Annotated in this window: 17 protein-coding genes; 8 read left to right on the top strand and 9 right to left on the bottom strand. The window is 69.3% G+C overall.

Going from position 1 to position 12,549, the window contains the following annotated elements; genetic code table 11:
- Window positions 1-2 precede the first annotated feature (2 nt).
- Genes A4R44_RS15590 through A4R44_RS15580 form a run of 3 tightly spaced genes read right to left on the bottom strand, consistent with a single transcriptional unit; the run spans window position 3 to window position 1,719 of the window.
- Complete coding sequence (locus A4R44_RS15590) at window positions 3-566, bottom strand: ferric reductase-like transmembrane domain-containing protein (RefSeq protein ID WP_067580597.1); 564 nt, start codon at window positions 564-566, stop codon at window positions 3-5.
- On the bottom strand, window positions 563-1,489 hold the full coding sequence (locus tag A4R44_RS15585; RefSeq protein WP_067580596.1) for an FAD:protein FMN transferase: 927 nt from the start codon (window positions 1,487-1,489) through the stop codon (window positions 563-565). Before A4R44_RS15585 ends, A4R44_RS15590 begins: the two co-directional genes overlap by 4 nt.
- Window positions 1,486-1,719, bottom strand: coding sequence for a hypothetical protein (locus A4R44_RS15580; RefSeq protein ID WP_067580594.1), 234 nt, complete (start codon window positions 1,717-1,719; stop codon window positions 1,486-1,488). The genes A4R44_RS15585 and A4R44_RS15580 overlap by 4 nt, the downstream gene beginning before the upstream one ends.
- Before the next feature lie 105 nt (window positions 1,720-1,824).
- On the opposite strand from A4R44_RS15580, the gene A4R44_RS15575 reads away from it, so the two are divergent.
- Window positions 1,825-2,910, top strand: a complete 1,086-nt coding sequence (locus A4R44_RS15575; protein WP_067580590.1) for a glycosyltransferase — start codon at window positions 1,825-1,827, stop codon at window positions 2,908-2,910.
- Between the two features lie 10 nt (window positions 2,911-2,920).
- On the opposite strand, the gene A4R44_RS47925 is transcribed toward A4R44_RS15575, so the two are convergent.
- Window positions 2,921-3,166, bottom strand: a complete 246-nt coding sequence (locus tag A4R44_RS47925) for a hypothetical protein (RefSeq protein ID WP_157904880.1) — start codon at window positions 3,164-3,166, stop codon at window positions 2,921-2,923.
- A 443-nt stretch (window positions 3,167-3,609) separates the two neighbouring features.
- Window positions 3,610-3,942, bottom strand: coding sequence for a PadR family transcriptional regulator (locus A4R44_RS15570; RefSeq protein WP_232791619.1), 333 nt, complete (start codon window positions 3,940-3,942; stop codon window positions 3,610-3,612).
- A gap of 106 nt (window positions 3,943-4,048) precedes the next feature.
- On the opposite strand from A4R44_RS15570, the gene argG reads away from it, so the two are divergent.
- Window positions 4,049-5,497 carry an argininosuccinate synthase gene (argG, locus tag A4R44_RS15565; RefSeq protein WP_067580588.1) on the top strand — a complete coding sequence of 483 codons (1,449 nt, stop codon included), beginning with the start codon at window positions 4,049-4,051 and terminating at the stop codon, window positions 5,495-5,497.
- A 118-nt stretch (window positions 5,498-5,615) separates the two neighbouring features.
- The gene (locus A4R44_RS15560) at window positions 5,616-7,217 is read left to right on the top strand and encodes a DUF885 domain-containing protein (RefSeq protein ID WP_067580586.1); all 1,602 of its coding nucleotides are present in this window, start codon (window positions 5,616-5,618) and stop codon (window positions 7,215-7,217) included.
- Between the two features lie 48 nt (window positions 7,218-7,265).
- Here the strand turns inward: A4R44_RS15560 and A4R44_RS15555 are convergent, their stop codons facing one another.
- Window positions 7,266-7,688, bottom strand: coding sequence for a Fur family transcriptional regulator (locus A4R44_RS15555; protein ID WP_067580583.1), 423 nt, complete (start codon window positions 7,686-7,688; stop codon window positions 7,266-7,268).
- 117 nt (window positions 7,689-7,805) lie between these two features.
- Here A4R44_RS15555 and A4R44_RS15550 point away from each other — a divergent pair, with 117 nt between their 5' ends.
- Window positions 7,806-8,204 (top strand): Fur family transcriptional regulator, encoded by a 399-nt coding sequence (locus A4R44_RS15550; RefSeq protein WP_067580577.1) that lies wholly within the window; start codon window positions 7,806-7,808, stop codon window positions 8,202-8,204.
- 3 nt (window positions 8,205-8,207) lie between these two features.
- Here A4R44_RS15550 and A4R44_RS15545 read toward each other — a convergent pair whose 3' ends face one another.
- Window positions 8,208-9,038 (bottom strand): SDR family oxidoreductase, encoded by an 831-nt coding sequence (locus tag A4R44_RS15545; RefSeq protein ID WP_067580574.1) that lies wholly within the window; start codon window positions 9,036-9,038, stop codon window positions 8,208-8,210.
- A gap of 108 nt (window positions 9,039-9,146) precedes the next feature.
- Between A4R44_RS15545 and A4R44_RS15540 the strand changes: the two genes are divergently transcribed.
- The 3 genes from A4R44_RS15540 (at window position 9,147) to A4R44_RS15530 (ending at window position 10,950) form a co-directional block, all read left to right on the top strand.
- Window positions 9,147-9,413, top strand: coding sequence for a helix-turn-helix domain-containing protein (locus A4R44_RS15540; RefSeq protein WP_232791618.1), 267 nt, complete (start codon window positions 9,147-9,149; stop codon window positions 9,411-9,413).
- 72 nt (window positions 9,414-9,485) lie between these two features.
- Entirely contained in the window at window positions 9,486-10,352 is an 867-nt protein-coding gene (locus tag A4R44_RS15535) for an alpha/beta fold hydrolase (RefSeq protein WP_067580568.1), read from the top strand.
- 4 nt (window positions 10,353-10,356) lie between these two features.
- Window positions 10,357-10,950 (top strand): TetR/AcrR family transcriptional regulator, encoded by a 594-nt coding sequence (locus A4R44_RS15530; protein WP_067580564.1) that lies wholly within the window; start codon window positions 10,357-10,359, stop codon window positions 10,948-10,950.
- Between the two features lies 1 nt (window position 10,951).
- On the opposite strand, the gene A4R44_RS51725 is transcribed toward A4R44_RS15530, so the two are convergent.
- Entirely contained in the window at window positions 10,952-11,077 is a 126-nt protein-coding gene (locus A4R44_RS51725) for a hypothetical protein (protein ID WP_255366094.1), read from the bottom strand.
- 164 nt (window positions 11,078-11,241) lie between these two features.
- On the bottom strand, window positions 11,242-11,685 hold the full coding sequence (locus A4R44_RS50300) for an aldehyde dehydrogenase family protein (RefSeq protein WP_232791617.1): 444 nt from the start codon (window positions 11,683-11,685) through the stop codon (window positions 11,242-11,244).
- A 348-nt stretch (window positions 11,686-12,033) separates the two neighbouring features.
- Between A4R44_RS50300 and A4R44_RS15520 the strand changes: the two genes are divergently transcribed.
- The gene (locus A4R44_RS15520; protein ID WP_067580560.1) at window positions 12,034-12,549 is read left to right on the top strand and encodes a lytic polysaccharide monooxygenase auxiliary activity family 9 protein; all 516 of its coding nucleotides are present in this window, start codon (window positions 12,034-12,036) and stop codon (window positions 12,547-12,549) included.

Below are 12,549 nucleotides of genomic sequence, written 5' to 3'. Positions count from 1 at the left end.
GGTCACCTCCTAAGTGGAGAGAGGCAGCGAGCCTCGGTGTCGGGATGGGTACTGCCGAACCGCACGCTCGCAGCGGCCAGGACGGCAACGAGGCACAAGACATCTAGTGCGATGAGCGGCGGGCGCGCGCTATCGGAGGCGATGAGGCCGACGCTGTGGGCGAGAGCAACGGGCCAGCACAGGTAGGCGAGCCAGTGCACCGCGCGCCACCACCGAGGCGGGATGCGGGTTCGCAGCAGGCTGGTCACAACGATGGCGAGCAGCAAATCCACCGCTACCGCACCGATCCCGATCCAGAACGGCTCGTATCCCGAGACGAACGGAACGACGACGGCGAGCCAGCTGAGGTCCACATAGCCGTCGACGACCGCGAAGACGATGTGCGCGGCCAAGAAGACGAGACTGGCCAGGGCTAGATTCCGGTGCAGGTCCGCGAGGGCGAAGCGGGGCCACCGCCGGGTCGCGAACCGGCCGGAGTTAAGGAATCCGAGCACCACCACCGCGGTCGAGAACATCAGCGCGACGATTCCGGTGGCACGGCTGAAATACCAGAGCGCGGAACTCACGACGCACGCTCCCGGCGATCTCCCGGCCAGCCCGCTGTCGTCCGGACCGCGCCGCGCGAACTCACCAGCCGGGCGGGTATTTCCCGAGATCCGAGCCATTCCAGCGCCGCGAAGCCCAGCACGACCGACGCGGTGCTCGCGGTGTTGGCGTCCACACAGGACTTCGCCGCCACCGACACCGTCCGCCAGCACGGGTCCGCCGGTTCGCCGGTTCGCGGGTCGACGATGTGATGCACCGTGCGGCCGCCGCGTCGCCAAGTCCGCCGAGCGATCCCGGACGTCGCCAGGCCGCCGCTGGTCAGCGCGATTGTGGTGTCGGGGCGGGCTGCCGCGTCGGCGTGGTCGTCGCCGATCGCCACTTGCCAGCCGCCTGCCGGAGCCGGGCCCGCGACGGCGAGGTCGCCGCCGAGGTTCACCAGCACCCCGCAGCCGGTGCGGCGGGCGATTTCGACGGCGGTCTGGTCCGCGGCAAACGCTTTCGCGGTCGCGCCGAGGTCCAGTGTGACGCCGCGCGGCAGCACGACGATTCGCCGGGCCGGCTCGAACAGCACCCAATGCGAGCCCGGCGCGGGGACTGGTGCCACGGCGGGTCCGTCGGTGATCTCGGCGAAGTCCCGGTCGTAGCCGAGCGCCGTCAGCGATCCGCCGACCGTCGGGTCGACCAGGCCGCCGCTCAGCCACGCGGCCCGCAATGCCGCCGACAGCGCGTCAGCCAGCAGCGGGCTCACTTCCACTTCCCGTCCCGAGGCACGGTGGAGGGCCGAAATCTCCGAATCAGTCCGGAAACGGCTGCATGCCCGATCCAATTCGGACAGCCGAGTCCGCAGCAGCGCGGTCGCCGGGCCGAGCGCCGCCGCTTCGGTGACAAGCACTCGCGCCGTCGTGCCCAGCGCGGGAAACGCGGCCGAATACGGCCTGGTCACGACGCACCCGATCCAGTGTGCGCATGGCCGGAGCCGGGATCCTCCGCTGGCGCCTGCAACTGGTCCTGGCTGGAAGTGCCCGATTCGGTGGACGAAGCAGCCGCCGTCAGCCCGTATCCGATGCCGCCGACCGCCGCGACTCCGAGCACTGCCGCGACCGCCGTCACGAGCGCGGTCCGGTGCCGGACGCGCGCCCGTTCCTCTTGCCTTCTCCTGATGAGCGGGTCCATGCCGGGGTGTCCTCTCCGGTGGTGGGAGCACCCAGTCTCAGCCGTGTTTCTATGAGTTCGCTGGGAGCGACCTGTCAGTTTGCTTCCCGTCACTACACTCCGCGCATGAGCACGGTCCTCGCGTGGGCGACGCTGGCGGCGTGGGCCGGGCTCGCGTTGTGCCACAGCTGGTTCTGGCGCACCGACCCGCGCCTCCCCAAACTGGTCCGGCCGGACGACTGGCCGTCGGCCGCCATCGTGGTACCGGCCCGCGACGAGGCCCCGCTGCTGCCGGAAACCCTGCCGGCGCTGCTCCGCCAGAGCTATCCGGGTGACGCGCGGGTCATCCTCGTGGACGACGGCAGCAGCGACGGCACCGCCGAAATCGCCCGCTCGCTGACTGTCCCCAATGGACTCCCGCTCACCGTCACCAGCCCCGGCGAACCACCGGAGGGCTGGACCGGCAAGCTCTGGGCCGTCGCGCACGGCGTCCGCGAGGCAGGCGACGTCGACCTTCTCCTGCTCACCGATGCCGACATCGCGCACGGCCCGGGTTCGCTGGAAACCCTCGTCACCGCGGCCAACAGCCGGGACCTGGTGTCCCAAATGGCCGTTCTGCGCACCGAGACCTTCTGGGAACGGCTGATCGTGCCCGCTTTCGTCTACTTCTTCGCGATGCTCTACCCGTTCCGTCGCGTGAACTCCGCCCGCTGGCGCACGGCCGCCGCAGCTGGCGGGTGCGTCCTCGTCCGCCGCGAAGCGCTCGAACGCGCCGGAGGAATCGCGGCGATCCGCGGCGCGGTCATCGATGACGTCGCACTCGCCCGCGCGGTCGCTTCCGCGGGAGGCCGGATCTGGCTGGGTTACGCCGAGGATGTCCGGAGCGTCCGGCCGTACCCGCGGCTCGCGGATCTGTGGCAGATGGTGGCCCGCAGCGCGTATACCCAGCTGCGGCACTCGCCACTGCTGCTGTCCGGGACGGTGGTGGGCATGATCGCCGTCTTCCTCGCCCCGCCGGTGCTCGCCCTGACCGGCGCGTGGCAGGCCGCGGCGGCGTGGGTCGTGATGGCGGCGACGTTCGTCCCGGTGGCCCGGTATTACCGGCAGCCCCTGGCCGCGGGGCTGCTGCTGCCGTTCACCGCGGCGCTGTACATGCTGATGACGATCGACTCGGCTCGCCGCCGGACCGGGTGGAAGGGCCGGACGTACTGAGCGCGCTACCTCACTTGCGCCGACGACGCCACAGGCCGATCGCAGCCATCAAAGAGCCGAAGAGGCCAGCAACCACGGTGGGAGCGACAAACGCGATCGTCACCAGCACTGCCCCGAAAACCACACACATCAGCAGGCCCGCGATGACGACGAGCCGTCCGATTCTTATGGCGTTTCGAGTTCGTCGGTCGTCTGAGACCAGGCAGATCAGCCAGTTTTGCTGCTTAAGCGCATTGCTGGACGAACGACGCTCCATCGTTCACCCGCGTCCGTTTCGACCCGCCCGCAACGCGAGCCTGAGGCTGGGAACGCGAACTAACACCCGTAGCGCGTGCAGGACTTGCGCGGACGTCGACGCACCGGATCTCGCCAGGTCGTCCAGTTCTGAAAGGAAGATCTCCTCGTACCTGAGCCGGTCCGCAGACGGCAGCAGCGCCGCCGCCGACTTTGTCACCCAACGAGGAGACTTAGCGCGGACACCTCCCGCCGGAGGCTCGCGCAGCGGTCCGACAGCCCGATGTTGTGGCCCGACGTGCTTTGTGGCCACGATATCCGACTGGCGGCGGCTCAATGTCGGATCGGGTTTCCTGATGCCGTTGGCGTCACGAGAGTAGCGGTCCGGGATCGGATCGATCAGATGCACTTCTACGTCCGGATCCCGATCCGGCCACTTCGGCACCTGGACGTTCCCGGGCTTCGTCACTGCGCACCGCCCAGAAGGCCTGGCCGCAACTGCCGGAGCGCTTTCGCTGACGCCGCCGAACGATGCAAAGCCGCCCGGACAAGACCGATCGAATTCGGATCAAGCTGGTAGTACCGCCGACGCGGGCGCCCTTCAACCGCCGGATCGATCTCCTCCCATCGGCTGCGCAGCCAGCCGCACCCCTCCAGCCGGGCAAGGATCGGGTGAATCGTTCCGCTCGCGAGGCCTGCCTCCGAGCAGATCTCCAAGCCGTATCTCTCCCGGTCCGGCTCCGCCATGAGCACATACAGCACGAGCTGCGTCGGAAGCGTCATCTTCGGTCCCGCCATACTCTAACTCTACCTAGCCTCCACAGAACCGCACACCGGAGCCGGGAGAGCGAGTTCACACCACCCAGTGATGCACGTTCATACACAGTCGTGCATAATCATTCTTATGTCCAAGGTGCTCACTTCCCTTCCCGTCGGCGAGCGGGTCGGCATCGCGTTCTCCGGCGGCCTCGACACGTCCGTGGCGGTGGCGTGGATGCGCGACAAGGGTGCGGTTCCGTGCACCTACACCGCCGACATCGGCCAGTACGACGAACCCGACATCGCGTCCGTCCCCGGCCGTGCGCACGCCTACGGGGCGGAGCTCGCGCGGCTGGTCGACTGCAAGGAAGCCCTCGTCGAAGAGGGCCTCGCCGCGCTGACCTGCGGCGCCTTCCACATCCGCACCGGCGGCCGGGCCTACTTCAACACCACCCCGCTCGGCCGCGCGGTCACCGGCACCCTGCTGGTGCGCGCGATGCTGGAGGACAACGTCCAGATCTGGGGCGACGGCTCCACCTACAAGGGCAACGACATCGAGCGGTTCTACCGCTACGGCCTGCTGGCCAACCCGGGCCTGCGGATCTACAAGCCGTGGCTCGACGCCGCGTTCGTCGGCGAGCTCGGCGGCCGCAAGGAGATGTCGGAGTGGCTGCAGGCGCACGACCTGCCCTACCGTGACAGCACCGAGAAGGCCTACTCCACCGACGCCAACATCTGGGGCGCCACGCACGAGGCGAAATCGCTGGAGCACCTCGACACCGGCATCGAGATCGTCGAGCCGATCATGGGCGTGCGGTTCTGGGACCCGGAAGTCGAGATCGCGGCCGAGGACGTCACGATCGGCTTCGAACAGGGCCGTCCGGTGAGCATCAACGGCAAGCAGTTCGGCACCTCGGTCGAGCTGGTGCTGGAGGCCAACGCGATCGGCGGGCGGCACGGCCTCGGCATGTCCGACCAGATCGAGAACCGGATCATCGAGGCCAAGAGCCGCGGCATCTACGAGGCTCCGGGCATGGCGCTGCTGCACGCCGCGTACGAGCGGCTGGTCAACGCGGTGCACAACGAGGACACCATCGCCAGCTACCACAACGAAGGCCGCAGGCTCGGCAGGCTGATGTACGAGGGCCGCTGGCTGGATCCGCAGGCGATGATGCTGCGCGAATCGCTGCAGCGCTGGGTAGGCACCGCGATCACCGGCGAGGTCACGCTGCGGCTGCGGCGCGGCGAGGACTACTCGCTCCTCGACACGTCCGGTCCCGCGTTCAGCTACCACCCGGACAAGCTGTCGATGGAGCGCACCGAGGACTCCGCGTTCGGCCCGGTCGACCGGATCGGCCAGCTGACCATGCGGAACCTCGACATCGCCGACTCCCGCGCCAAGCTTGAGCAGTACGCGAGCCTGGGCATGGTCGGCGGCAACTCGCACCCGAAGCTGATCGGCGCCGCGCAGGCGGCCGCGACCGGCCTGATCGGCGCGATGCCCGAGGGCGGGGCCGAGGCGATCGCGTCCCGCGGCCGGGCCGACGATGTCGAGCTGCTCGACCGCGCCGCGATGGAATCCGGCACGGACTGAGGCTTTTCTCCCGCGGATGCCCGCGCCGGATCACCGGCGCGGGCATTCTCTTATACCAGCGTCCGCACCCCGCTAACGTCTCTATGCCCGGGTGGCGGCTCCCGGATAACGTGGCTGCGTGACCCCGATTTTTCAGCTGTCCGCCGACCACGTCACGGCTGAGGCAGCGCTCGACCCGATCGCCGCGACCCTGGACGGCGTAACCACCGACGCGACCGCGCTCACCGACCTCACCCCGGACGGTTTCGCGGCCCGCGCCGAGCTGGCCCGGCGCACGCTCGCCGCTCTCGCGGGGCTGTCCCCCGAGTCCCGCACGGACCGGATCGCGGCCGCGAATCTGCGGGACAGTCTCGAAGCTCAGCTGGCCTGGCACGAGCTGGACGAGCCGTTCCGCCAGGTCCAGGCACATTTCGGCACGCTGAGTTCGATCGCCGATTCGGTCCGGCTGCTGCCGCGCCGCGACGCGGACGACTGGCACGTCCTCGCGGTCCGGATGACCGGCGTCGAAACGATGCTCGCCGGCTGGCAGAAGACGCTGCAGGCCGGTCTCGACCGCGGTCTGCGCGCGGCCCGGCGGCAGGCGCTGGAGACGGCGGCTCAGGCCGAACGCTACGCCGGTGTCCACAATGCCCTCGTCGAGGAGTACGGCGACGGACCGCGGGCCGGCGAACTGCGCGCCGGGGCCGACGCCGCCCATCGCGGCTACGCGGCGCTCGCCCGGTTCCTGCGCGAGGATTACGCCCCGCACGCCACCGAAACCGACGGCGTCGGCGCGGAACGCTACGCCGTCGCGGCCCGGCTTTCCCTCGGCGCGGACCTCGATCTCGCCGAGGCTTACGAATGGGGCTGGGCGGAACTTCAGCGCATCGAAACGGAAATCGCCGCCGAGGTCGCGAAAATCCGGCCCGGCGCGAGCGTGGCGGAAGTCCTTGCGCTGCTGGACAAAGAATGCGCGGTGAACGGCGAAGAGTCCTATTTGGACTGGCTGCGCGCGGCGCACGACCGTGCACTGGAAGCGGCGAGCGAGCACTTCGACATCCCGGAACCGTTGCGCGCCTTGGATGTCGTACTCGCGTACGGCTCCGCGTCGGGTTCGCCGTACTACACCGGACCCGCCGAAGACGGCACCCGCCCCGGCCGCACATGGTGGCCGCTGGGCGGACGGGAGCGCTTCGCGACCTGGTCCGAGCTGACGACGGTGTTCCACGAAGGCGTTCCCGGACACCATCTGCAGATCGGCGTCGCGGGCCTGGCCGGCGACTCGGTGAGCCGCTACGCACGCGTCCATTCAGTGAGCGGCCACGCGGAAGGCTGGGCGCTGTATGCCGAACGCCTCGCCGACGAACTGGGCTGGTTCTCCGAACGCGGCACGCGACTCGGCATGCTCGCCGGTTCGGCGCTGCGGGCCGCGCGCGTCGTGATCGACCTCGGCTCGCACCTCGACCTGCCGCTGCCGGACGGTTCCCGCTGGGACTTCGACACCGCGTGCCGGTTCCTGCACGAGCGCGGATTGGCCGCCGAACACCGGGTACACGCCGAAATCGTGCGCTACCTCGGCTGGCCGGGCCAGGCGATCTCGTACAAGATCGGCGAACGCGCGTGGCTCCGGGCACGTGCCGAAGCCGCCGCCAAACCCGGGTTCACGTTGCGCCAGTGGCACGAGGACGCGCTGGCTGTCGGCCCGGTCGGGCTCGCGGCGCTGCAGGACGCGCTGTCGTGAGTGTTCATCGCGGTGAGCACCGGGATTGCCACTCACGAGGCCCCAGCGTCAAGCCTCAGCCTCGCACTCCGCGCACATCCCCCACCACGTGACCTCCGCCTGGTCCACCCGGAACCCGGGCACCGGACCGGGCTCAAGACACGGTGCCGCACCGACCGCGCACGGCACGTCCTGGATCCGGCCGCAGCCGCGGCAGACCAGGTGGTGGTGGTTGTCGTGGGTTTCGAGTTCGAACCGCGCGGGCGAGCCGGCCGGTTCGAGCGGGCGCAGCAGGCGGGCGCCGACGAGGTCGTCGAGCACGTTGTAAAGGCCTTGCCTGGACAACGCGCCGACGGCCCCGTCGGCGTCGAGCACCGTCGCGATTTCCGCCGCCGTGACGTGCGGGGTCCGCGCGACCGCGGCCAGCACCGCACGCCGTTGCGGCGTGTTGCGCAGGCCCTTGTCGCGCAGGCGCGTCCCGAACTCGTCCATGGCCGGATCGTACCCCCAGACTTGACCGAATCAATTCTGGCGTGCAGTGGCTCACAGTCCCAGAGTTGACCCGTTCTTACAATTGACTGGATCAACTTTGAGGACTACAAAGGAGGCGTGCTCACGACCTCCGCACCCATCCCGCCCAGCGCCGACGCCGGAACCCGGCTCCGGCGCGCCGGCCTGCGCGTGACGACCGCCCGGCAGGTCGTGCTGGAAGTGCTGGCCGAAAACCCGCACGTCACCGTCGCGGAGCTGCTGCCGCTGGTCCGCGAACGGCTGTCGATGGCGTCCACGAGGGGCGTCCACGACGTGCTAACCACCGGCGTCACCGCCGGTCTCGTCCGCCGCTTCGACCACGTCGGCGTCGCGCAACGCTACGAGCTTTCCGGTTTCGACCACCGTCACCTGCTGTGCCGCCGATGCGGCCGGTTGGAGGCGATCCCCGGCCTGCCAACGGAATCCGCCGAGGAAGCGGTGTCCGGCCTGTGCTCGCGCTGCGATTCGGCCGAGTAGACCTCAGCGGAACGCGGCGATAGCACGAGCCGCCCAGTCGGCGAACGATCGCGGCGCACGGCCGAGAATCCGCTCGACGTCCGGGCTGACGCGCAGTTCGGCCGGAGTCGGCGAGCCGATGATGTCCAAGGTGTCGTCGGCGAGTTCGCCCGGCACGCTCTGGATCATGCCCGTCTTGGCTTCGGCGCGGGTCAGTTCCCGGAACCGCACCGGCTTGCCCCGTGCGGCGGCCAGCGCCTCCGTTTGCTGACGCGGCGCGATCACCTCCGGCCCGGTCAGCTCGTATACGCCGCCGACGTGCCGGTCGTCCCGCAGGCAAGCCGCCGCGACCTCGCCGATGTCCGCCGGATCGATGATCGGCACCCCGGTGCCGCCGAACGGCGCGGCGACGATCCCCCGCGTGCGAACGGATTCCGCCCACCACAGCGCGTTGGAGTCGAACCCGCCCGGCCGCAGGATGACCCAGTCGAGGCCGGACTCGCGCAGTACGTCCTCCAGCTCGCGCATCGCGATCCGCGTCCTGCCGAACGGCCTGGTCGCCACGCCCAGAGTGGAGAGCAGGACGATCCGGCGGACCCCGGCGTCCGCGGCCTTCGCGATGAGGCCGGCGGGGTTCGCGCCGACCGCGCGCAGATCGCCGGACAGCAGCAGGAACAACGCTTTCACCCCGGTCAGCGCGGGTTCGAGACTGGCCGGATCCGCCAGGTCGGCCACCACCTGCCGGACGCCTTCCGGCACCTCGGCGGCCCGCCGCGACACCGCCGTCACCTGCTCGCCCGCGTCGGCGAGCACCCGCACCAACGGCCGTCCGATGTTTCCGGTCACCACGATCATGAACAGCTCCCTCCGTAGGCGGCCGACGCTAGGCCGTTCACCCCCGCCGTCTCGCGCCGCGTTATGCGGTGTTTCACACCGGCTGCCCCGCGTACCGTGCTCGGCCACGTGACCAGCCGGTGGGGCGTCTGGATCCTCATCTCGTTGCGGGACAAGGAACTCCGGTTCTGCGAACTGCGCGAAAGCATCCGGGGCATCAGCGAGAAGATGCTCGCCCAGTCCCTGCGCGCTCTGGTCGAGGACGGCCTCGTCTGGCGGCACGTCGAGCCGGCCCCGCCTCAGGTCACCTACGGCCTGACCGAGTTCGACCAAGACCTCGGCGCGCCCCTGGACGACCTGTTCGGCCGGATCACCCAGCGGCTGAGCTCCCAGTAGCCGCACTGGTCAGCACGCGCATCACCGCAGCGGCAATTTACATACAGACTGCATGTATGTATCTTCACCAGGATGAGCGCATACGCGGAACTGGGCACTGCCCGGCACGTCAACCTCCCCCAAGGCGAACTCCGGTACTTCGAGCGCGGACACGGCCGCCCGGTCGTTTTCGTGCACGGCGTACTCACCAACGCCCTGCTCTGGCGCAAGGTCGTCCCGACCGTCGCGGACGCCGGATTCCGCTGCCTGGCCCCGGATCTCCCGCTGGGCGCGCACCCGGTCCCGATGCGTTCGGACGCCGACCTCAGCGCCGCCGGCCTCGCCACTGTCCTGGGGGACTTCCTCACCGCGCTGGACCTGGAAGACGTCACCCTGGTCGCCAACGACACCGGCGGCGCCATCACGCAACTGCTGCTCGCGCGGTACCCGGAGCGGGTCGGGCGGGTCGTGCTGACGCCGTCGGACAGCTTCGAGTACTTCTTCCCGCCGATCTTCCAGGTGTTGCCGGCGATCGCCCGAGTCCCGGGTTCGATGGCGGTGCTCGGCCAGTTGCTGCGGATCAAGGCGCTGTACCGGCTGCCGCTGCTGTTCGGCTGGGTCACGAAGCGCCCGCTGCCGCCGGACGTCGCCGAGGAGTACCTGGGCAAGCTGCGGAAATCCCCTGGTCTGCGAAGGGATCTGCGCAAGTTCCTGCGCACCGTCGACGCGAACCACACCCTCGCCGCGGCGGAGAAACTGCGGCAGTTCCAGCGGCCGGTGCTGCTGGTCTGGCCGCCGGAGGACAAGCTGTTCCCGATCAGCCTCGCCCACCGCTTGGCGGAGGTGCTGCCGGACGCGGAACTCGTCGAGGTCCCGGACTCCTACACCTTCGTCTCGGAAGACCAGCCGGAAGCGCTGGCCGGGCACATCACGCGCTTCGCCGCCGCCATGGCAGATTAGGTGCGTGCGACGTACCCAGCAAGAACGCTCCGACGCGACGCGAGCCGCACTCATCAAGGCCGCCCGAGACCTCTTCGGCGCACGCGGCTACCACGACGTGCCAGCCGAAGAGATCACTCGCACGGCAGGCGTCACGCGGGGCGCGCTGTACCACCACTTCGGCGACAAACAGGGCCTGTTCCGGGCCGTCGTCGAAGCGGTGGAACGCGAACTGACCGCCGAGGTCTCGGAAGTCCTCGACGGCGCACCGGACCCGCTTTCCGGCCTTTCGGGAGCACTGGGGGTGTTCCTGGACGCGTGCCTGCGCCCGGACGTCCGGCGGATCTCGCTGACCGACGCCCCCGCCGTGCTGGGCTGGGACGCCTGGCGCGAGCTGGAGGCCGAGTACGGCTTGGGACTGGTCGCGGAGAACCTGGCGGCCGCGCGGGAGGCCGGGTTGATCGTGGACACGCCGGTGGATGCTTTGGCGCAACTGGTATTGGCGGCGGTGATGGAGGCGGCGCGGATGATCGCCGATGCGGATGACCCGGACCGGGTGCGCGAGGATGTGCAGCAGGTGTTTTCTGGGTGGTTGAGCGGGTTGTTGCGGACTTCTTAGGTCACAGCCTGATCGACTTCTGGTTCGTGAACTCCTCGGTCCCGATGGCCGCACCCAAGCCGAACGGCGAGCCATCGGCGATCTCGATGGCACGATCCTCCGGTTCGGCGCGGAACAAGATCGCCACCGGCCCGCAAGGTCGCACCCTGGTCCACCGCGCGGGCCACCTGGCCCGCGACCCGCTTGGCGAAGCGGTCCACGAATTCCTCATAAAGGCCAGACTGGACAATAATTCGTTTAGGCGCGTTACCGGAGTTGTCCGCAGTTACGCATCCGCGCGGTCGCTGCCGGTTAGGGAAACGCCTTGAATGCGCGGATCAGCGAGAACCATCGAAACTGACGGCCGGACGCGAAGGTGTTCACATACGCATCGCCCGCTACGCCCGCTCCAGGCGGAATCTTCTCAGTCGTCAGCGTCGAACGCGGGCAAATCGACGCGTGCTTGAGCAGAATCATGTTGCCCAGAACCAGAATCGGCGCGACAAACCGGACCACCTGACAGCACGGGAAGTTTCCCGGCAGCACGCCCAGCAGCGCACCGATCGGTTCCTTGCGCAGCACCGCGGATCCGCCGCGGATCGGGAGCGGCGGGTCCGGGCCTCGTTCGGCGTAGCAGCGGAAGATGTCCACGACGATCCCGACCCCGCCGCGGCCCTCGTTGATCCGCTTGCCCATCCCCACGGTCATGGTCGCCGCCAGCTCGTCGGCACGCTGTCGACCAGGTGCGCTGGTCATTCCGCTATGGGACGAGCCCCGCCAGCTGCGGTATCCGTGGCCGAGGCGCTCGATCGCCGCGCGGGTCGTCCTCGATCAGCTGGCCCGTGGCCAGGTCGGTCACCGCGTACATCGCGGTCCTCCTGCGGTCGCCATCCTCGGCGACCTTCTAGTGCATGCAGTATCCCGCAGAGAGATAACGCAGGGTAGCTAATTCTTGACCGAGCGCGGGCGGCCGAGTATGGTCTAGACCACAAATCTCCCCACCCCTCCGCCCGCGCACCACCCCACCGCGGGCTCGTCGGTCGTGCCGTGGCACGGCCGGCCGCCCTCCGGCGCGGGAGCGGGCCCGGCTTCGAAGGAGCCACCATGTCCCGCAAACGCACGATGCTCGCCGCACTCGGCGGCGCGGTCCTCGCTCCGGTGCTGATGCTGATCGGCCCCGGCATCGCCAGCGCGCACGGCTACGTCAGCTCCCCGCCGAGCAGGCAGGCCCAGTGCGCGGCCGAAACGGTGTCCTGCGGCGACATCAAATGGGAACCGCAGAGCGTCGAAGGGCCCAAGGGCCTGCAGAGCTGCAGCGGCGGCAACGACCGGTTCGCCGACCTCGACGACGACAGCAAGGGCTGGAAGCTCACCCCGGTCAGCACCCAGGTCACTTTCACCTGGACGTTCACCGCACGCCACCGCACCAGCGACTACGAGTACTTCATCGGCGGCACCGAGGTCGCGAGCTTCAGCGGCAACGATCAGGCCCCGCCGGCGACCGTGTCGCACCAGGTCGACCTGAGCGGCTACCCCGGACAGCAGAAGGTGCTCGCGGTGTGGAACATCGCGGACACCGGCGACGCGTTCTACGCCTGCATCGACCTGAACGTTTCCTGA

Origin of the sequence: Amycolatopsis sp. M39 (assembly GCF_001651785.1) — a bacterium.
Classification (GTDB): Bacteria; Actinomycetota; Actinomycetes; order Mycobacteriales; family Pseudonocardiaceae; genus Amycolatopsis; species Amycolatopsis rubida.
Note: the sequence above shows the minus strand (reverse complement) of the source record. Positions and strands in the feature narration are given on the sequence as shown.